Source organism: Streptomyces cavernae, assembly GCF_004023625.1.
Lineage (GTDB): Bacteria > Actinomycetota > Actinomycetes > Streptomycetales > Streptomycetaceae > Streptomyces > Streptomyces cavernae.
This window is the reverse complement of the sequence record NZ_RPDJ01000005.1, coordinates 218,004-239,006: the sequence shown is the minus strand read 5'-3', so window position 1 is coordinate 239,006 and position 21,003 is coordinate 218,004. Positions and strand designations below refer to the sequence as shown.

At 70.8% G+C, this 21,003-nt stretch carries 13 protein-coding genes; 8 read left to right on the top strand and 5 right to left on the bottom strand.

All coding sequences use genetic code 11. From position 1 onward, the window contains the following. Positions 1 to 30: 30 nt before the first annotated feature. Positions 31 to 1,152, top strand: a complete 1,122-nt coding sequence (locus tag EF387_RS15640) for a hypothetical protein (protein WP_128377149.1) — start codon at positions 31 to 33, stop codon at positions 1,150 to 1,152. A 137-nt stretch (positions 1,153 to 1,289) separates the two neighbouring features. Here EF387_RS15640 and EF387_RS47470 read toward each other — a convergent pair whose 3' ends face one another. The 3 genes from EF387_RS47470 to EF387_RS15630 form a co-directional block, all read right to left on the bottom strand. Further along, the gene (locus EF387_RS47470) at positions 1,290 to 1,457 is read right to left on the bottom strand and encodes a hypothetical protein (protein ID WP_202918273.1); all 168 of its coding nucleotides are present in this window, start codon (positions 1,455 to 1,457) and stop codon (positions 1,290 to 1,292) included. Positions 1,458 to 1,544: 87 nt separating this feature from the next. Continuing rightward, on the bottom strand, positions 1,545 to 2,444 hold the full coding sequence (locus EF387_RS15635) for a glycosyltransferase family 2 protein (RefSeq protein ID WP_238431552.1): 900 nt from the start codon (positions 2,442 to 2,444) through the stop codon (positions 1,545 to 1,547). A gap of 85 nt (positions 2,445 to 2,529) precedes the next feature. Continuing rightward, positions 2,530 to 3,039: a hypothetical protein gene (locus EF387_RS15630; protein WP_128377148.1), complete on the bottom strand. Its 510-nt coding sequence runs from the start codon at positions 3,037 to 3,039 to the stop codon at positions 2,530 to 2,532. A gap of 287 nt (positions 3,040 to 3,326) precedes the next feature. Between EF387_RS15630 and EF387_RS46680 the strand changes: the two genes are divergently transcribed. Beyond that, positions 3,327 to 5,582, top strand: coding sequence for a protein kinase domain-containing protein (locus EF387_RS46680; RefSeq protein ID WP_155589762.1), 2,256 nt, complete (start codon positions 3,327 to 3,329; stop codon positions 5,580 to 5,582). Positions 5,583 to 5,824: 242 nt separating this feature from the next. Beyond that, positions 5,825 to 7,093, top strand: a complete 1,269-nt coding sequence (locus tag EF387_RS15610) for a hypothetical protein (RefSeq protein WP_128377147.1) — start codon at positions 5,825 to 5,827, stop codon at positions 7,091 to 7,093. 155 nt (positions 7,094 to 7,248) lie between these two features. On the opposite strand, the gene EF387_RS50010 is transcribed toward EF387_RS15610, so the two are convergent. Both EF387_RS50010 and EF387_RS15600 read right to left on the bottom strand, forming a co-directional pair. Next, on the bottom strand, positions 7,249 to 7,728 hold the full coding sequence (locus EF387_RS50010) for an aldehyde dehydrogenase family protein (protein WP_420802577.1): 480 nt from the start codon (positions 7,726 to 7,728) through the stop codon (positions 7,249 to 7,251). Between the two features lie 410 nt (positions 7,729 to 8,138). Then, a complete protein-coding gene (locus EF387_RS15600; RefSeq protein WP_128377146.1) occupies positions 8,139 to 8,348 on the bottom strand; it encodes a DUF2180 family protein in 210 nt (69 codons plus the stop codon). A gap of 368 nt (positions 8,349 to 8,716) precedes the next feature. Here EF387_RS15600 and EF387_RS15595 point away from each other — a divergent pair, with 368 nt between their 5' ends. The 5 genes from EF387_RS15595 to EF387_RS15575 all read left to right on the top strand — a co-directional run bounded on the left by EF387_RS15595 (position 8,717) and on the right by EF387_RS15575 (position 20,994). Then, a complete protein-coding gene (locus EF387_RS15595; RefSeq protein WP_128377145.1) occupies positions 8,717 to 11,902 on the top strand; it encodes a SpoIIE family protein phosphatase in 3,186 nt (1,061 codons plus the stop codon). 213 nt (positions 11,903 to 12,115) lie between these two features. After that, positions 12,116 to 13,663, top strand: a complete 1,548-nt coding sequence (locus EF387_RS15590; protein WP_128377315.1) for a sugar ABC transporter ATP-binding protein — start codon at positions 12,116 to 12,118, stop codon at positions 13,661 to 13,663. A 464-nt stretch (positions 13,664 to 14,127) separates the two neighbouring features. After that, complete coding sequence (locus tag EF387_RS15585; protein WP_128377314.1) at positions 14,128 to 15,177, top strand: ABC transporter permease; 1,050 nt, start codon at positions 14,128 to 14,130, stop codon at positions 15,175 to 15,177. Between the two features lie 50 nt (positions 15,178 to 15,227). Then, complete coding sequence (locus EF387_RS15580) at positions 15,228 to 16,412, top strand: substrate-binding domain-containing protein (RefSeq protein WP_420802576.1); 1,185 nt, start codon at positions 15,228 to 15,230, stop codon at positions 16,410 to 16,412. Positions 16,413 to 16,713: 301 nt separating this feature from the next. Further along, positions 16,714 to 20,994 (top strand): HAMP domain-containing protein, encoded by a 4,281-nt coding sequence (locus EF387_RS15575; RefSeq protein ID WP_128377144.1) that lies wholly within the window; start codon positions 16,714 to 16,716, stop codon positions 20,992 to 20,994. Positions 20,995 to 21,003 lie beyond the last annotated feature (9 nt).

Genomic DNA, 21,003 nt, shown 5'->3' with positions numbered 1-21,003 from the left:
CCCCTACCCGGCGGATGAAGGGAAGTCCCCGTGCGAAGACGGCAGTTCGTCAGTGGATTGATCGGTACCGCGGCAGGACTGGGTCTCACCACCGCGACGGGCCCGTCAGCGGCCGCCGGCAGTGCCGCCGCCGCGTTCCCCGCGGGATGGCAGCCGGTGGCCGTGCCGAGCGGACGGGAGGCCGCGCAGTTGGTCGACGTGGCGGCCGGCGGGCCGGGAATCGCGTGGGCCGTGGGTGAGGAGGGGCGGAGCGGAAGCACACGGGGCAGGCCCCTGTCGATGGTGTGGGACGGTACGGCGTGGAGCCGGACCGATCTCGGCCATCTCGGGTTCGCCGGACAGTTGCACTCCGTCGCCGGCTCCCCGGACCAGGCGTGGGCCGTCGGCACCGACACCTCCGGCGGCGGACACCTCCTGGCCTGGGACGGCTCCACCTGGCAGGAGACGCCGTACCCGGGGCGGGGTGCCGCCGGAACCGTCCTCACCGGTGTCACGGTCGCCCCCGACGGGCGCGCCTGGGTCTCCGGGCGCACCAGTGCCGGGCACGCACTGCTGCACTGGGACGGACGGCAGTGGGGCTGGGACGCACCGCTGCCGGGCACGGTGAGCGGGGCCCCGTCAGGCGTCCACCGCACCCCCGGCGGCGAGATCTGGGTGTACGGCACCGGCTTCGCCGCCCGCTGGGACGGCGGCGGATGGACGCAACTGGCGCCGCCCACGGGAATCCGTCTCGTCGTCACGGGGCTCCTCGCCCGCGCCGTCGACGACGTGTGGCTCACCGGATTCGACAACGGGGTCGGCGGTCCGCCCGGCAGGCCCCCGAACTGCGTGCTGCGGCACTGGGACGGCACCACCTGGAACAGCGTCACCACGCCGTTCACGATCGGTCTGCTCAGCGGAGTCACCGGCGACGACCAGGGCCGGCCCGACGCCATCGCAGGCTGGGACTTCTGGGACGAGACCCGCGCGCACTACCTGCGGTGGAACGGCTCGGCCTGGGTGAGCGAACGCGGACCGACGTCGACGACTCCCGTCCTGATCAACGCGCTCGCCCGGATACCCGGCACCGGCGAGTACTGGTCGGTGGGCACGACGTCCTCCTACCCCTACCCGCCCGCCCAGGTGCGCGTGGAGCACTTCGGCCGTAGCTGAGCCCCTTCTCACGCAGGACCGCGGAACTGCTCACGGGAGACCGCCGAACTGCTCACGGAGGACCCCCGAACCCCGGGAAGCACGCATGACACAAACCGCCCCGACGTGATGTCGGGGCGGTCATGCCGTGGGGGGTGTCAGCCGCGGCGCCGAGGCCGCGGGGCCAGCTTGTAGAGCGCGAGGCCGGCCGCCAGCAGGGTGGTGGCGGCGACCACCAGGGCCATGCTGTTGATCCAGATGCCGGTGGCGGCCAGCGCGGCCCCGCCGGTTCCGGTGGTACCGGCGCCTACGACTCTTCCGTACATCGTGTTCCTCCAGGCAGTGCAGTACAAGGTGGTGCGGTTGGAAGGTGGTGCTGGTGGATCGTGGGGGCTGGGGGTGGAGTGGGAACGTCAGGTGGCGACCCACTTCTCCTCGCTGCGCCGTACCAGGCCCCACAGGGAGGTGAAGTACACGGCGTGCTGAAAGAGGTCGTAGAGCATCTCCGGAATCATGAGCAGTGCCACGAATACGGCCAGCGGGCCGGCCCGGCGTACGGAGACGACCTTCTCGACAACGAAGATCAGACCGATGGCGGTCCAGAACGGCGACAGTCCCGGCCAGCCGTATGTGCAGAGCACCAGCGTCATGTAGGCCAGGTAGATGGCGAAGCTCAGCGCACCGAAGCCCATCATGAACTGCTGGACGAAGTAGCGGGCGGTGACCCGGGTCCAGCCGTAGTCACGGAGGTTCTCCAGGGCGCCGCGCTGCCAGCGCAGGCGCTGGTGCCACAGCTTGGGAAGGGTGGTCATGATCTCGGTGGTGACGGCACAGCCGGCCGGGGACATGGTGCGGTAGCCGAGGGTCTTGACCGCCTTGGTGATCTCGTCGTCCTCGGTGAGTGAGGCAAGGCTGTAGTAGTCGGTCCCGCCGCCGATGCGGCCCGAGCGACGGGCGGCGCGGACCTCACGCAGCACCCGGGCGCGGAACATGGTGCCAGTGCCGGTGAGGACCTGGGCCTTGCCACCGGTGCGCTCCATCTCCCACGCGTAGCGGTGGAACTCCATGCGCTGCAGCAGCCCCAGCAGTCCCCCGCCCTGCTCGCCGTAGAAGACACCGCCGACCGCGCCGACACGGCGGTTGAACGTGCGGACGGCGGTCTCGGCGAACCACGGGTTGAGGACGGTGTCGGCGTCCTGGACCAGCAGCAGATCGCGGTCGGCGAGGTGCGGCAGCATCCAGGCGACGGCCTGGTTGAGGGCTCCCGCTGCCGGAGCTGCCGAGGAAGCGGGATGGGCGAGCGCGCCCGCCAGTCGGTCACGATCCGGATCCCGGCCGGCACCCGGCACGGCAGCACCGTCCGGGTGCGCGGCAAGGTGCCCGCCACAGGAACAGGCATCAACCCGCCGGAACCCGGGACCGGTTGACGCGGCTCGGCGTCGTGTAGAGCACGTGCATCGGCTTCTTGCCCTTCCGCGTGACGGGCTGCCGCGACTGCCGGACCTCGCCCTGCCACGCCTCCCAGACCAGCATTTCGTGCCGCCGCTCCCACCAGGCGGTCCAGCCGGCACGCAGGAAGGGAATCACCGAGAAGAACAGGAGGACGATCCGGGCGTCGACGACGAAGAAGGCGATCACCGAGTAGAGGACGGCTTCCAGCACGAAGAACGCCCCGTAGCGGGGGCCGAAGTGGCGCAGGCCCCGCCGGCCCCCGGCAAGGATGGTGTCAGGGTCAGCGAGGGGGACGGCCGCACTGAAGGCGGCCTTCACACCGAAGACGCCGACGGCCATCAGCCCCTGAAAAACGACGACCATCGCCAGGAAGAAGGCGAGGATCCGCCAACCCGGAAGCAGGGTCTCGGTTCTGTCGGCGACGACGACCAGGCCCCAGGCGATGAGCCCGGCCACGGCCGAACTCGACCCACCCGCCAACTGCAGATCCCTGAAACGGACCAGAACCCTCGCGGACCCTCGCGGACCCTTGCGGCAGCTCCGGCACTCCCGACGTTTTCCGTAACCAGGACGAATCGGACGGTTCCGGCACAGCATCCCCCATCCACCATCGGATCAGTCGGATTCATCAGCGATGACGTCGGTTCACCCCGGGACGGTTCTGACCGCGCAACTCACTTCTCGGACACGTCCGCTGCGCTAGTCTCACGTTCACACGCGCCACGCGAGAGACCGGGATTTACATGCCAGAGCAGAGCCGCGGCAGGTCGGACACCATGGCCTACGCGGCGATCGGCATGGAACCGACGCCTCCGGTTCCGTTGAGGAAGAACGATCCGACGCGGGTGGGTCCGTACGTCCTGGAGTCGGTGCTCGGCAGCGGCGGGATGGGCCGGGTCTATCTGGGCCGGAACACCGCGCGGCAGGGCCGGGCCGCGGTGAAGGTGATCCGGCCGGAGTACGCGGAGGACCCGCAGTTCCGCAGGCGTTTCGAGCGGGAGGTCGCCGCGCTGGGCCGGGTCCGCAGCGCGCACACCGCCCGGCTGATGGGCAGCGGCTGCGAAGAGGCCCTGGTGTGGGTGGCCACCGAGTACATACCGGGGCCCACTCTCGCGGACGCCGTCACCGAACACGGACCGATCGACGCGGCGGCGGCCTGGCGGTTGGTGGCCGATCTGGGCCGCGCGATCGAGGCGATGTGGCAGGCCGGGATCGTCCACCGCGACCTGAAGCCGTCCAATGTGATCCTCGCGGCCGACGGCGCCCGCCTCATCGACTTCGGCGTCGTCCAGGCCGCCGACACCACCTCGATCACCACCACCGGCCAGCACGTCGGAACCCCCGCCTTCATGTCACCGGAGCAGGTCAGGGGACATGAACTGACCGCGGTCTCCGACGTCTTCTCGATGGCCTCCGCCGTCAGCTACGCCGTCGCGGGACAGGCGCCCTTCGGTGAGGGCACCGGTGTGGACGTGCTCCACCGGGTCGCCTTCGATCCGCCGAAGGAGGAGGTCGTCGCCAAGGTGACGGCCGCCGACCCGCAGCTGGCCGAGTTCCTGGGCACTTGCCTGGAGAAGGATCCCGAACGCCGGCCGTCCCCGGAGACGGTCTTCCGGACCGCCATCGGACACCAGTTGTCGGCCGGATCAGCCGGTAGCCCACCACGTTCGGGCACGACCGGCACACGGGCCGGAAGCCCCGCCCGCTCCGCTTCCCCGGCTGCTCCCCCGGTCACCTCCGCCGAGAGCCCGACCCGGCCCACCGCGCGGCGCACCACCGCAGACGACCCGCACCCGACGACAACTGAATCCGTGCCGACGCCGGACGGCCGGCCCGCAGCCCCCACGCGGTCCGGCCGCCGCGGACGCAGGAACGTCGACGGGCACAGGTACGTGGACGGGCGCAACAACGACCACGGACGCGACGACGACGGCGCACGCAACAACGGCGGCGGACGCGGAAGCCTCGACGGACGCGGCAGCGTCGACGAACGCGGAAACCTGGGCCTTCGTGAAAAGGTCGGCGGACGCGGAAACCTGGGCCTTCGCGAAAAGGTCGGCGGACGCAGAAACGTTGTACTGGCTGCCGCGGCGGCCGCCCTGCTCGCCGTGGGCACCGCGGTGGCGCTCTTGCCGCAGGGCGACAAGCGCGCCACGGCCGACCCGGGGCCCGCTCCTGCCGTAACGGTGGTCGTGACCGCGACACCCACCACGTCACCGACGGCGAGCCCCGAGCCGTCGCCCACCGCGACGCCCTCCAAGTCGAAGAACACCCCGACGACACCGGAGAAGCCTCCGAACCCCGGGAACCTGGACATCCGCTCGGCCGCGTGCCCCGCCCAGATCGTCTCGGGCGACCGGGGCGACTGCGTGGCCGCCCTGCAGCAACTCCTCGTCGGCTACGGTCTGAACGTCACGGTCGACGGTCGGTTCGGCGCGCAGACCCTCGCCCGGGTCAAGGTCTTCCAGACCGAGGCCGGGATCACCGCCGACGGCAAGGTCGGAGCGCAGACGAAGAAGGCGCTCTACAGCCGCCCTCGCGGCCCGGTCCGGACGGGCTCGCTCACAGTGGACGAGAGCGTCAACGGCACGTCCGTCGCCAAGTGCCTCGACACCGGCACCGACTCCGTGAGCGGAGGCGGCCAGGAGGTCCGGGTGTCGGATTGCACGGGCGTCGCCAAGCAGCGTTGGGCGCTGCACCGGGTACCGGGCGGCCTGCTGCAGTACACCATCGTGAACCAGGGCACGTTCGGCTGCCTGGACGCCGATGCGACCACGAACGCCGTGAACGGCCAGCGGATCCTGACCAGGCCCTGCGACGGACTCAAGGCCCAGCGGTGGACGCTGGGCCTCCCGAGCCTGTTCGGCGGTCAGGCGCTGGTCAGCATCACCGACGGCTTCTGCCTGGACGCGGAGGCCGCCACCTCCGGCCAGAACGGCCGAAGGGTCCAGGGCTGGGTATGCGTGGGCAACCCCAACCAGTCGTGGAACTGGGAGTGAACCGTCGCACGGCGACAACCCCCGACACCGGAGCGGCCCCACGGCCATCGCCCCCGCGAGACGGCGGCAGGACTGCACCGCGGTCCTCCCCCCGTCACCCGGAACAACGCCCGCATCCCGATCACAACGTCCCGGCAAGCTCCGTATCCTGAAGCGCGCGCGCCGCTGAGCGGAGACCTCACCGTTCCGCTTTCCGCACGCCGGCACAGACCTCACCGGTCCCCATCGGAGGCGTCCCACCGTTGACCACGGATCTGAGCTCCCTCACCGGCGTACGGCAAACACTCGCCGCCATCCTGCCCGTCCGGCTCACCGCCCCTCCCCCGTGGTCCACCGGTCCCATACCCTTCGACCTGGGCAGTCGCCGGACCGATGCCGGTACCCGTCAGACCTACTTCACCCCGGCCGCCGCCCGTGCCCTCTACGGCACTCCCGAACGGCCCTGCCGCTGGCACCGGTTCATGGACATTCGCGACGAAGCGCTGCGTCTGCGGGGCATCGAGTTGCTGCGCACCTCCACCGCGCGACAACCGCACCACGCCCTCGCCGTACTGCACTTCTCCGTGGAGGGGCCCGCGCTGCTCCCGACGCTGCGCGCCATCGGCCACCGGCCCCTCGCCGGCCCGGACCCCCTCGAAGGCGCGTTGTCCCCGGCGGCGCTCCTCGGCAGCGTCGCCGAGCCGCGCGTCGCCGCCCCGTTCGCTATAGCCCGCCCGTACACGATCGCGTTCCTCACCCCCGACGCGGAGCACACACCAGCACTGCGGCAGGACGGCAGGCTGCCCGACACTGCAGACCGCTGGCTGTGGTCGCTGGCGTCGCGGTCGACGGACACGGACTTCCCGGTGCCGCTCGAGCACTGGCCGGAGAAGTCCGCCCAGGCGCTTCGTCTTTCGGCGGACTGGAGCGCCCTGGTACTGCGTCACGGCGCGGCCTTCCTCGGCCATCGCGCCGACACCGGCGACGGCGACTTCTACGCCTTCGCGGAGCTGCACTGCCGCACCGTCTACCTCGACGCCCTGCTGCTCGGCACCATCCAGCGCGACCACATCGACGAGCTCACCAACGGCCTCTCGGGCATCTTCGAAGGTCCCCGACTCGCCCGCCGGGTGTCCGCCCTCGAACGGCACATCGCCGCCTTCCGCAGCACCTACTGGCGCCAGCACCTGACGGCGCACGGTCCCGCGAACGACCTGCTGCTGGCTTTCCAGTCACAGCACCGTCTGCCGGCCCGATTCGACGAAATCCTGGCCGAGGCGGCCGACTACGCCCGACTGGTCCAGACCCAGGAGAGCCAGCAGATCGCCGGAGCCCTGGGCCTTCTCACCATCCTGGGGCTGCCCTTGAGCACCTCGCTCGGCATCCTGCCGCTGCTGGACCTCAAGGGAGCCGTCCCCACCGCCCTCGCCCTCACCACAGCCCTCGCCGTCACAGGCCTGGCCCTCACCACACGCTACGGCCGCCTCGTCCTGTCCTCACTACGCGGCAGGGGCCCGGGCGAGGGCCGCTGACCGTCAGGCTCGGGGCTCCGGTGCTGTCCGGGCCGCCCGCTCGACGCACCCGCACGACCCCTGACCCTGCCTGAGCTCGCCGTGGATCCTCCGGCAGAAGAGCGTCACACGAGCCGGAGAGTGCCCGCCGAGGCGCGGACTGGGTGTCATGGGTGTCAGAGGTACACGGTCTGTGTCTGTTGGTAGGCCGTGAGGCCCTCCGGGCCCAGTTCTCGGCCCAGGCCGCTGGCCTTGACGCCGTCGAAGGGGGCCGCGGGGTCGGGGATGTAGCGGTTGACGCCGATCGTTCCGGTGTGGACGCTGCGGGCGACGGCCGCGCCGCGTTCCGGGTCGGCCGTCCAGACCGTGCCGCCGAGGCCGAAGTCCGAGTCGTTGGCGATGCGGACGGCGTCGTCGACGTCGTCGTACGCGATGAGGGACAGGACCGGGCCGAAGATCTCCTCCACGCCCTCAAGTCTGCGGGTCACCGGGTGGGTGATCGGGTGCCCGTAACAGCTGAAGCGCTTGAACGGCTCCAGGTAGCGCTCATCGCCGTGCACCGCGAGACCACGTCGCAGTTCGTACACCGTGGCGATCAGACGGGACGGGGACCTCGTGTCGGTCGTACGGAGGTGGGGCGCCCAGCGCCGCTCCACGGCCGCCGAGTGGTGATCCGGGGCGGCTCGGACCCCAGATCGCAGGTGGCGGGGGCATCGCAGCAGGGAGCGTAGCCGCCGTGGTGGGCGGCGGCAAGATTCGGTAACGGGGCGCTTACGACGGGGAGTTCCCGGTGGAACGGGGTGGGCCAGGCGGGGCTGGTAGGCCCGGTGAGCCGCGGTGGGCCCGGGTTTGCCGGGTGAGTCGGCTGAGCCGGGTAGGCACGTAGGCGGGTGGCGGGCAGACCCGTGAGCGAGGCCGGATCGATGAGCAGGACCAGCGGGCCGAGGCGGACCAGTGAGCCGAGCCGGACCAGCGGACCGAGCAGGACCAGGGGGCCGGGTAGGCCGGGGGGCGCTTACTTCGGGGAACGCGCACCCCGGCGGCCGGTGATAACCGCACGACGCCGTCAGTGCGTCGTCTCGGCGGCGTCGCAGGTGTGGCACACCACCCTGCGTGCCGGGAGGCGGCTGTGGGATGCCCCCATGGCGACCTGACGGGCGACGTGCACCTGACGGATGCGGGCGTGGTTCTCGCAGGTGGCCAAGCCGCAGCGCGAGCACACACCGATGCCGTCGGTGTCGCTGCGCGCCTCCTGGAGGCAGTCGTAGCACCTCATGTCCAACTCCGTTCTCAGAAGGGGGCCGGGTGCGACGACTGAGAGAGGAATGGCTGGTTCCCGACACCGGCGCGCGCGCCACTACGGGAGCCAATACAGAGAATTCCCCCCAGATCGCACACACGGGATCAATGGACTCGAAAACTAGCCCCCAGATTAGACTCTGTCAAATGTAGGACTTCGTTCACCTCCCATTAGGGCAAGAAGCCGAGGGGTGCAGCGAGTTGCCAGGAAACAGAGAGGTTCCAGTCGTGACCTGTCGTGACCTGGTGTGACGTAGGTAACGAACCACGACTTGGGGCTTTATTCCACGTATCATCATGAATGCCCGGTTCGACTTGACGAGTGACGGATGAGTGGGGCGAAACGTGGTTCGTTCCAGCAAGGAAGCGACGCAGACGGGGCTTGCCACCGACGGCGCGGGGCCCGTCAGCGCTCGTGAGCGGTTCCTGCAGGGCGAACGGTTGGAGAAGGGCGTCCGGCCCTCGATCCTCAACTCGTGGCAACGCTGCCGGACGCTGGGCCTCTCACCGGATCAGTCCGAACTCCCCTTCCGGGACGACTTCGATCCGGACGCTCGGCTCGTCCGCGCCGCGGGTCCCGTACTCGACCGGCTGGAGTCCAGGTTCGCGGGCAGCAAGATGAACATCTCCGTCGCCGATGCGAGCGGGACGGTCCTGCTGCGCCGCTTCGGAGAGGCGTCCCTGGCCAGAAGCCTTCCGGCGATCCAGCGCGTGCCCGGATTCGTGTTCGCCGAATCAGTCGCCGGTACCAACGGGATCGGTCTCGCACTCGCCGAGCGACAGCTCATCCAGGTCTACGGGGCCGAGCACTTCGCTGAGCGCTCCCAGGCGAGCGCCTGCCGTGCCATCCCCGTCCGCGACCCGCTCAGCGGGCGCATAGAGGGCGTCCTGTGCCTCGGCTATCCGCGCAGTGCCGAGGATCCCGTGCTGGCCACGGTGATACGCAGGGCGGCCGACGCCATCGAGCGGCGACTGCTCGAGCAGAGTTCCGCGCGGGAGCGCGCTCTGCTGCGAACGTACCTGGAGACCGCGGCCGACGCCGGTGTGGCCTTCGGCACCGATACGGCCGTCGGCACCGGCCTCGACCCCGCGACCGGTCTCGACCTCACCGCCGGCCTCGACCTCGCCACCGGCATCGGGATCGGCATCGGGCCGGCCACGGCCACAGCGACGGCCGCAGCCACCGGCATGCTCACCGGAACCGGGGCGGGAACCGGGACCGGAACCGGAACCGGAGTCGGACCAGGTACCGGTACTGGCACTCTGCCCGACCGCACCACCGCCGTGGACCAGCTGGCCCGGAGTCTGAACCGTCGCGACCAGGCGCTGCTGATGGACAAGGCCGCCGAACTGATTTCCACCGCACAGCGGGCCGCCATCGAGGTGTCCCTGTCCGACGGCCGCCGGATCACCCTCGTGAGCCGCCCGATGACGAGCGCCTCGGGAGTGACGGGCGTCGCGATCGAGGTGCTCCTGCCCGGCGGTGCCCCCAGGGCGCCGCGCGCCATTCCGCGCCAGATCGAGCAGGTGGTCCCCGCCCACGCCGATGGCACGAGCGGCGAACGCCCCGGACGGACGACCGCCACCCGTCCCGGACCGACGTTCAGCGCCCACCCCGAGCGGGCATCCGCCCCATCCTCCGGGCCTCCCCCCTACGCCCCGCCGTCCGGCGCCCTGCCGACCGTCCCGCCGTCCGTCCCGGCGTCCGGCGCCCCGCCCGCCGCCCCGCCGCCCGGCATCCCTTCCGGTGCCCCTTCCAGCAGTCCTTCCCACGCCCCTTCCGGTGCCCAGCCCCCGGCCAGGGGGCTGGTGCTGCTCGGTGAGCCGGAGGTGGGGAAGTTCGCGCTTGCCGCTCGCCGCCGCCTTGAACTGCTGTCCGAGGCCAGTGCCCGTATAGGCACCACCCTGGACGTGCCCCGCACCGCACTGGAACTCGCCGAGACGGCCGTCCCGCGGCTGGCCGACTTCGTCACGATCGACCTGCCGGAGGCCGTACTGCGCGGCGACGAGTCCGCCGACCCGCGCAGCGAGCTGCGCCGCACGGTGGTCCACGGCATTCGCGACGACCTCCCGTTCAGTCCGGTCGGCAAGCGGATCGACTTCCGGCCGACCACGCCCCAGCTGCGCTGCCTGGCCCACGGACAGGCCGTACTGGAGCCGGATCTGAAGGACGCCGCCGGCTGGCTGGACCAGGACCCCGAACACACCGAGCGGCTCCTCAGCCACGTCCACTCGCTCGTCGCCGTCCCCCTGGTCGCCCGCGGTGTCGTCCTGGGTGTCGCCAGCTTCTACCGCTCGCAGGACCAGGCGCCCTTCACCGACGACGACCGCTCGCTGGCCCAGGAGCTCGCCGCCCGCGCCGCGCTGTCCATGGACAACGCACGCCGCTACACACGCGAACGCACCATGGTGCTTGCCCTGCAGCGCAGCCTGCTCCCGCACGGCGTGCCCGAGCAGAACGCCGTCGAGGTCGCCCACCGCTATCTGCCCGCCGAGCACGGGGTGGGCGGCGACTGGTACGACGTGATCCCGCTGTCCGGCACCCGGATCGGCCTCTTCGTCGGCGACGTGGTCGGACACGGCCTGCACTCCGCCGCCACCATGGGCCGACTGCGCACGGCCGCGCGCAACTTCGCCGAACTCGACTTCCCGCCGGACGAGGTCCTCACCCACCTCGACAACCTCGTCGTGCGCCTGGACCGGGAGGAGGGCCAGGACCGGGAGGGCGGCCGCAACCCCGCCGAAGCGGACGCCGGCATCATCGGCGCGACCTGCCTGTACGCCGTCTACGACCCGACCTCGCAGCAGTGCACCATGGCCCGCGCCGGCCATCCGCCGCCGGCGCTGGTCCGTCCCGACGGCACCGTGACCTTCCCCGACCTGCCCGCCGGGCCCCCGCTCGGTCTCGGCGGCCTGCCGTTCGAAACCGCCGAGATACACATCCCGGAAAACAGCCAGCTGGTCCTCTACACCGACGGACTCATCGAGGACCGGCAGCGCGACATAGACGTCGCCCTCGAACACCTGCGCGGGACCCTCGCCCACTCGGACCGCACCCCCGAGGAGACCTGTCAGGCGGTCCTGGACACCGTGGCGCCGTCCCACCCCTGTGACGACATCGCCCTGCTCGTCGCCCGCACCCACGCCCTGGACCCGCGCCGGATCGCCATCTGGGACCTGCCCGCCGACCCGGCCCGCGTCAGCGAGGTCCGCGCCGCCGCCGCCCGGCAACTGACCGAATGGGGTCTCGAGGAGACCGTGTTCGCCGCGGAGCTGCTGCTCAGCGAACTGGTGACCAATGCCATCCGGCACGGCGCCGGGCCCATCCGAGTACGGCTCCTGCACGACCGCACCCTGATCTTCGAGGTCTCCGACACCAGCAACACCGCACCGCACCTGCGCCGCGCGGCCAGCACCGACGAGGGCGGGCGGGGCCTCTTCCTCGTCGCACAGCTGACCCAGTCCTGGGGGACGCGCTACACGCCGGAAGGCAAGGTCATCTGGGCCGAGTGCGCGGTGGACGCCGCCTGAGAGCACCCGGTTGTCACCCGGGCTGCCACCCGGATTGCCACCGGGCTGCCACCGGGCTGCTGCCACGACCGGAAAACCGGGTTACGAGCCGCGCAATGTCTGAAATGCTGTAATTAGTACAGTATTCTCGCTCGTGTCTCGTCACGCGTTCTCACCGTGTCTCGTCACGTCGGGAAGAACTCGCTTCGCCAGGCCGACCCTCCGGAGATGTCCGTGCACGACGCTCCCGACACCTCTGTGAACGCGTTCCCGCCCCTCGGCGCGGAGCCCCTGGTCCGCATCCGCGGACTGGGCAAGCGATTCGGCGGCACCCTGGCGCTGGACGGCGTCGACCTCGACGTGCACGCGGGCCGGATCCTCGCCCTCCTCGGTCCCAACGGCGCCGGAAAGTCCACCCTCATCAAGGTCCTCGCGGGTGTCCATCACGCCGACGCCGGAGAGATCACGGTGGACGGACACCCGCTCGGGACCCATGCCGCCGCCCTGAGCATGTCGTTCATCCACCAGGACCTGGGCCTGGTGGAGTGGATGTCCGTCGCCGAGAACATCGCCCTGAGCACGGGATATCCACGGCGTGCCGGTGTGATCTCCTGGCGGCGGACCCGGGAGCGCTGCACCGAAGTCCTGAGGACCGTCGCCGGACACCTCGACCCGGACGCGCGGATCGCCGACCTGGCACCCGCCGACCGTTCGCTGGTGGCCATCGCCCGGGCGCTGGCGTCCCGCGCGAAGCTCATCGTCCTCGACGAGCCGACCGCGAGCCTCCCCGCCGCGGACTGCGCCCGGCTCTTCGCCGTCCTGCACACCCTGCGCGACCGGGGACACGGCATCCTGTACGTCAGCCACCGTCTGGACGAGGTGTACGAGGTCGCCGACAGCTTTGTCGTCCTGCGTGACGGACACGTCGTCAGCCACGGCCCGCTGGCGGGCCACAGTCCGGTCCGGCTGGTGCACGACATCGTCGGTGAGGAGTTGACCGGGCACCGTCCCGCCACGGTTCCCTCCGGCCGTCCTCCCGTGCTGACCCTCGACGGGGTGCGGACCGCGGGGACGGGGCCGGTCGGTCTGGAACTCCGGGCCGGGGAGGTGCTCGGGCTGGTCGGTCTCACGGGCGCCGGACACATGGACCTGGGCCGCGCCCTCGCCGGGGCCCGCCCCTTGCTGGGCGGCCGCGCACTGCTCGGCGGCCGGCCGTACCGCCCGCGTACGGTGGCCGACGCCGTCGGTCTCGGGGTCGGCATCGTGACCGGCAACCGGCAGTCGGAGGGGTGCGCCGCCGAGCTGACCGTACGGGAGAACCTCCTGGCCAACCCGCGCGCGGGAGGCCTGCCGGCGCTGCGCTGGATCGGCCCGCGCCGTGAGCGTGCGGAGGCCACCGCCCTGATCGACCGCTTCGCGGTACGTCCCCGCGACAGCGAGGCCGTCATCGCCACCCTCTCCGGCGGCAACCAGCAGAAGGTCATGGTCGGCCGCTGGCTCCGGGTGGGGCTGCGCCTGCTGATCCTCGAGGAGCCGACGGCGAGCGTGGACATCGGCGCCAAGGCCGCGATCCACCGGCTGCTCGACGAGGCGCTCGGCGCCGGTCTCGCCGTGCTGCTCATCTCCTCCGACTTCGAGGAGGTGGCGGGGGTGTGCCGGCGTGCCGTGGTCTTCGTGCGGGGAGCCGTGACGGCCGAGCTGAGCGGCACGGCCCTCACCGTCGCCGGGCTCACCGGGGCGGCCTCGGCCGTACCCCCTGCCAGAACCCCGACGAACCGATGACCGCCTCCCCCCCTCCCCGCGCCGCCGGACGCCAGGACCGGCTTCCTCGCCCCGCCCACGCCCCGCAGCCACCGGTGGAACCGTTTCTTGCACCGCGGGTACCGGGGGCGCCCGAGGCACCGGAGCGGGTGGCGGGAGCGGAGCGGGTGGCCACATCGGAGCGGGTGGCCGCACCGGGACGACCTGATGAGCCGGAGAAGCCGGAGGAGCCCGGGGCGCGGGGCGAGTCGGACAGGCCGGAACAACGCGGCCGTCCGGAAGACGGCCCGGTTCACCCTGGTGGGCCTGGTGGCCCCGGACAACCAAGCGGACCCGACGGACCGAACGGACCCGACAACCCACCCCCGCCCGGCGGACCGAACGGACCCGACAACCCACCCCCGCCCGGCGGACCGAACGGACCCGACAACCCACCCCCGCCCGGCGGACCGAACGGACCCGACAACCCACCCCCGCCCGCAGGGCTGCGAAGGCGCGGTGGCGGTGGGCATCTCATCGGCACCTACGGCCTGCTGGCCCTCACCGCCCTGCTCTTCCTGGTCTTCTCGCTCACCCTGCCGCGGACCTTCCCCACGCTGGACAACATCGACTCGATCCTGTCGACCCAGTCGATCCCGGCCATCCTGGCGCTCGGCGCGATGGTCCCCATCGCGACCGGCAAGTTCGACCTGTCCATCGGCTACGGCCTGGGGCTGGCGCACGTGATGGTGATGCAGCTCATCGTCGCCGAAGGCTGGCCCTGGCCGCTCGCCTGCCTCGCGGTGGTCATCGGCGGCGCGGTGGTGGGCGTCCTCAACGGGATCATCGTCGAGTTCGGCCAGATCGACTCCTTCATCGCCACCCTCGGAACCGGCAGCATGCTGTACGCGGTCACCGGCTGGGTCACCGACGGCGGCCGGATCGTGCCCGGCCCAGAGGGCCTGCCGCCCGCCTTCACCGACATCTACGACTCCTCGTTCCTCGGCCTTCCGGTACCCGCCTTCTACGTGCTCGCCCTGGCGGTCGTTCTCTGGCTGGTCCTGGAGCGGCTGCCGCTCGGCCGGTACCTGTACGTCATCGGCTCCAACCCGCGCGCCGCCGACCTCGTGGGCATCCCCACCCGCAGGTACTCGGTGTACGCCTTCGCCACATCGGGGCTGATCGTAGGCTTCGCCGGGGTGCTGCTCGCCGCGCAGCAACAGATCGGCAACCCGAGCGTGGGCCTCGACTATCTGCTGCCCGCCTTCGTCGGCGCCCTGCTCGGGTCCACCGCGATCAAACCGGGCCGGCCCAACGCCCTCGGCACCGTCGTCGCCGTCGCCGTCCTCGCCATCGGCCTCGCCGGTATCGGGCAGATGGGGGCCGACTTCTGGGCGACACCGCTGTTCAACGGTGCCACCCTCCTCGTTGCCGTCGGCCTGGCCGGTTACTCGGCCCGCCGCCGCCTCCGTACCGGCGCCACCGCCGCCCGCGACTCGCCCGCCCCATCGCCGGCGCCGCCACCGCCGCCGGCACCGCCGACAGCGCCTCCGTGACCTCCGGTCACGCCAAGGCCCCTCTCCTCGCAAACCCGCAAGGAGCTCCCGTGCACTGCAATCACAGGACCGGCAGCCTCAGGATCGTGCCCACCCCCGGCACCCGCAAAGCACCGTTCGTCGCCACCGCCCTGCTGGCCGTGACAGCGGTCCTCGCCGGATGCGAACGCGGCTCCTCGGACGATCCGGCGGACACCGCCACGGGCCGCAGCGGCTGCCCGGCCGTCCAGGACGCGGCCGAGGCCGCCGTGAGCCGGGCCGAGCGGACCGACATCCCCTGGGACGGCCCCACCAGCGGCCCCCCGGCGGTGTCCGGCAGGACCATCGTCTACGTAGCGCAGACCATGACCAACCCCGGAGTCGCGGGTGCGGCGAACGGTGTCCGGGAGGCCGCGCGGGTCATCGGCTGGAACGTCCGGGTGATCGACGGCGGGGGCACGCCCGCCGGCATCCAGTCGGCGCTGGGCCAGGCCGTGGCCCTCAGACCGTCGGGCATCGTCATCGGCGGCTTCGACCCCAACTCGACGTCGCAGCAGGTGGCACAGGCGAGCGCCGCCGGTATCCCGCTCATCGGCTGGCACGCGGTCGCCTCCCCCGGTCCGAGCAGGCAGCCGCCGCTCTTCACCAACGTCACCACCGAGGTGGACGAGGTGGCGAGGATCAGCGCCCAGTGGGTCATCGCCCGTTCCAACGGCAACGCGGGTGTCGTGGTCTTCACCGACGCCTCGATCCCGTTCGCCAAGAACAAGTCCGAGCTGATCCGGAAGGAGCTGGCGACCTGCTCGGGCGTGCGGCTGCTGGCCTACGAGAACATCCCGATCCCGGACGCGAGCACCCGCACGCCCCGGGAGATCTCCGCGCTCCTCTCCCGCTTCGGCGACGACTGGACGTACTCCGTGGCCATCAACGACCTGTACTTCGCCGACGCCGCCGCCGCCTTCCGCGCCGCCGGCAAGGAGGGGTCCGGCCCGCCCTTCAACATCGGCGCGGGGGACGGCGACCCCTCGGCCTTCCAGCGCGTCAACAGCGAGCGGTACCAGGCCGCCACCGTCCCCGAGCCGCTGTCCCTGCAGGGCTGGCAGATCATCGACGAGTTCAACCGCGCGTTCTCCGGCCGGCCCGCCAGCGGCTACGTCGCTCCCGTGCACATCAGCACGGCCGGCAACAGCGAGGGCGTCACCACCTGGAATCCGTCGGGCTACCGGGAGGCGTACCGCGAGATCTGGCGCAGGTGACAAACCGTCAATACCAACATCAACAACTGACACACCCTCAAAGCGCCCTCCCTCTTACCCCGATCCGGCGTCTCCATGCGTGTTCGATCCGTGTCTCCCCGCCGGGCCCGAGATCTTTGCACTGCGCTTTGGTTGTCGCACGGCAACTGAGTTAACCTGCGGCGTATTTTCTCCTCGGGAAGATCCGTGAGCTGCGGAAACACCGAGGGGAATGCGGGGGCGACCAGCGGGGCCGTTCGCGGGCCCGGCGCGGTTCCGAGTTCTCGTACGAGGACTCTTGGGGAGCGGAACGAGGGTGCGCATGACCAGCAGGACCACTGAGGCCACGGAACGGGCTCCGGGCGAACAGGAGTTGCGGCAGTTGCTCGCGGGGCTGACCGCCGTACGGGACGGGGACTTCGGCACCCGGCTGCCGGATGACGGCGAGGGCCTCCTCGGGGACATCGCGACCGTCTTCAACGGAATGGTCGACCAGTTGTCCGTCTTCACCTCCGAGGTGACGCGTGTGGCGCGCGAGGTGGGCACCGAGGGGACGCTGGGCGGGCAGGCGGAGGTGCCGGGGGTCTCCGGCACCTGGGCCGATCTGACCGATTCCGTGAACGCGATGGCGGGCAATCTGACCACGCAGGTCCGGGACATCGCTCAGGTGGCGACGGCGGTGGCCAAGGGCGACCTCTCCCAGAAGATCGACGTGGACGCCCAGGGCGAGATCCTGCAGCTGAAGGAGACCGTCAACACGATGGTCGACCAGCTGTCCGCCTTCGCCGACGAGGTCACCCGCGTCGCCCGCGAGGTCGGCAGCGAGGGGCGCCTCGGCGGCCAGGCGCAGGTGCCCGGTGTCGGTGGCGTCTGGCGGGACCTGACCGACTCCGTCAACTTCATGGCGGGCAACCTCACCGCCCAGGTCCGCAACGTCGCCCAGGTGACGACCGCGGTGGCCAAGGGCGATCTCTCCCAGAAGATCACCGTGGACGCGCGGGGCGAGATCCTCGAGCTGAAGAACACCATCAACACGATGGTCGACCAGCTGTCCGCCTTCGCCGACGAGGTCACCCGCGTCGCCCGCGAGGTCGGCACCGAGGGCCGCCTCGGCGGTCAGGCGGACGTCCAGGGCGTCAAGGGCACCTGGCGCGATCTGACGGACTCCGTCAACTTCATGGCGGGCAACCTCACGACCCAGGTCCGCAATGTCGCCCAGGTGGCGACCGCGGTGGCCAAGGGCGACCTGTCGCAGAAGATCAGCGTGGACGCGCGGGGCGAGATCCTCGAGCTGAAGAACACGATGAACACGATGGTCGACCAGTTGTCCGCCTTCGCCGACGAGGTCACCCGAGTGGCCCGCGAGGTGGGCACCGAGGGCAATCTGGGCGGGCAGGCCACCGTCCGCGGTGTCTCGGGCACGTGGAAGGACCTGACGGACAACGTCAACGTGATGGCGTCGAACCTGACCGGTCAGGTCCGTTCGATCACCCAGGTGGCCACGGCCGTGGCGCGCGGCGACCTCTCCCAGAAGATCACGGTCGAGGCGAAGGGCGAGGTCGCGGCGCTGGCGGAAGTCATCAACACGATGGTCGACACGCTGTCCGCGTTCGCCGACGAAGTGACCCGCGTCGCCCGCGAAGTGGGCACCGAGGGCCGCCTCGGCGGTCAGGCGCACGTGCCGAACGTGGCGGGGACCTGGAAGGACCTCACCGACAACGTCAACTCGATGGCGAACAACCTGACCGGTCAGGTCCGCAACATCGCGCTGGTGACGACCGCGGTGGCCAACGGTGATCTGTCGAAGAAGATCGACGTCGACGCCCGCGGCGAGATCCTGGAGCTCAAGACCACGATCAACACGATGGTGGATCAGTTGTCGTCGTTCGCCGCCGAGGTGACCCGGGTGGCGCGGGAGGTCGGCAGCGAGGGGCGGCTCGGCGGCCAGGCCGAGGTGGAGGGTGTCTCCGGCACCTGGAAGCGGCTGACGGAGAACGTCAACGAACTGGCCGGGAACCTCACCCGGCAGGTCCGTGCGATCGCCGAGGTCGCCAGCGCCGTCGCCGAGGGCGATCTGACGCGTTCGATCACCGTGGAGGCGTCGGGCGAGGTCGCCGAGCTCAAGGACAACATCAACTCCATGGTGGAGTCGCTGAGAGAGACGACACGGGCCAACCAGGAGCAGGACTGGCTGAAGACCAACCTCGCCCGGATCTCGGGCCTGATGCAGGGGCACCGTGATCTGCCCGTCGTCGCCGAGCTGATCATGGATGAGCTGACGCCGCTGGTGTCGGCCCAGTACGGCGCCTTCTACCTGGCGGAGGACACCGACCGGGGGCCCGAACTGCGGCTGGTGGGCTCCTATGGCTTCCCCGACGACGACTCCCGGCCCAACCGCATCCCCGTGGGGCGCTCGCTCGTCGGCCAGGCGGCCCGCAACCGGCGGACGATCGGCGTGGACGAACTCCCGCCGGGATACGTGGCGATCTCCTCGGGGCTCGGCCGGATCGCGCCGACCGCGCTGGTGGTGCTGCCCATCGTGGTCGAGGACCAGGTCCTGGGCGTCATCGAGCTGGCGTCGGTCAGCCGCTTCACCGAGACCCACCGGGACTTCCTGGAACAGCTGATGGAGACCATCGGCGTCAACCTCAACACCATCGTGGCCAACGCCCGGACCGACGAGCTGCTGGAGGAGTCGCAGCGTCTGACGGCCGAACTGCAGGAGCGTTCCGAGGAACTGCAGGTACAGCAGGAGGAACTGCAGCGTTCCAACGCCGAGCTGGAGGAGAAGGCGTCCCTGCTGGCCGACCGGAACCGCGACATCGAGGCGAAGAACCTTCAGATCGAGCAGGCGCGGCAGGAACTGGAGACCAGGGCCCAGGAGCTGTCGCTGGCTTCGAAGTACAAGTCGGAGTTCCTGGCGAACATGAGCCACGAGCTGCGCACCCCGCTGAACAGCCTGCTGATCCTGGCCCAGTTGCTGGCGCAGAACCCGTCCCGCAATCTCACGCCGAAGCAGGTGGAGTACGCGGGCATCATCCACTCCGCCGGATCGGACCTGCTGCAGCTGATCAACGACATCCTCGATCTGTCGAAGGTCGAGGCCGGCAAGATGGACGTCACTCCGGAACCGGTCGCGCTGCGGCAGCTGCTGGAGTACGTCGAGGCCACGTTCCGGCCGATGACCACGCAGAAGAGCCTGGACTTCACCATCACCACCGCCACCGGCGCGCCCGCCGATCTGCTCACGGACGACTCGCGGCTGCGGCAGATCCTGCGCAACCTGCTGTCGAACGCGGTGAAGTTCACCGAGCGGGGCAGCGTGGAACTGCGCATCGAACCGGCCGCCGCCGACGAGGTGCCGGCGGAGGTTTACCGGGGCGGCAGCGTCGTGGCCTTCCGGGTGAAGGACACCGGTATCGGCATCCCCGAGCAGCAACTGGAGACCATCTTCGGGGCGTTCCAGCAGGCGGACGGTACGACGAGCCGCAAGTACGGCGGCACCGGTCTCGGGCTGTCGATCACCCGGGAGATCGCCCATCTGCTCGGCGGCGCCGTCACGGTGGACAGCACGCCGGGGCAGGGCAGTACGTTCACGCTGTTCCTGCCCGTGTCCCGCGCCGACTTCGAGGAGGTGCTGGCGGGCAGCCGGCCGGCCGAGCAGCCCACTGCCCAGATCGCCTCGGACGCCGTGGTGGTACCCCGTCCGGTGGTCGGCCTGCCCGGCCTGCCCGGGCAGCGCAGGCGCCGGCTGCTGGTGGTGGAGGGCCGCACGCGGGGGCTGCTGACACTCGTCGCCGAGAGCGCGGTCGCGGACATCGCCCGCAGCCGGGGCGACGGCGACCCGAGCGAGGCGATCGACATCATCACGGCAGCCGGAGCGCAGGAGGCGGCGAGTGCGCTGGCCGCGGAACCCTGCCACTGCGTCGTTCTGGAGCTCGGCATGCCGGACGACGAGGCGTCCCGTTTCCTGCAGGCCGTACAGGGCGACTCGGCGCTCGCGAGCGTTCCCGTGCTGGTGCACAGCGGTCACCGCATGGATCTCGCGCAGGAGCGGGCTTTGCAGTCCCGTTCGGCGGGCCGGCCGCTCGACTTCCTCTCCAGCCTGGACGAACTGCGTGAGCGCGTCGTGCTGCACCTGTCCGCTGAGGAGCCGGGGGACGCACTGTCCCTGGTGCGCGCGGAGGAGCCGCAGCACACGGCGGCGCAGCCCGTGGACGACGCCTTCGTCGGCCGCACCGTGCTGGTCGTCGACGACGACGCCCGCAATCTCTTCGCCCTGAGCGGGATCCTGGAGCTGCACGGCTTCCGGGTCCTGCACGCGGAGAACGGCCGCAAGGGCATCGAGGCGCTGCTCGCCCATCCGGAGGTCTCGATCGTCCTGATGGACGTGATGATGCCGGAGATGGACGGCTACGCCGCCACCGCCGAGATCCGGAAGATGCCCCAGTACGCGGACCTGCCCATCATCGCCGTCACCGCGAAGGCGATGCCGGGTGACCAGGAGAAGTCCCTGGCGTCGGGTGCCAACGACTACGTCACCAAGCCCGTCGACACCGATGACCTCATCACCCGCGTCAGGCGCTGGCTGCTGCCCTCATGAAACGGGTGA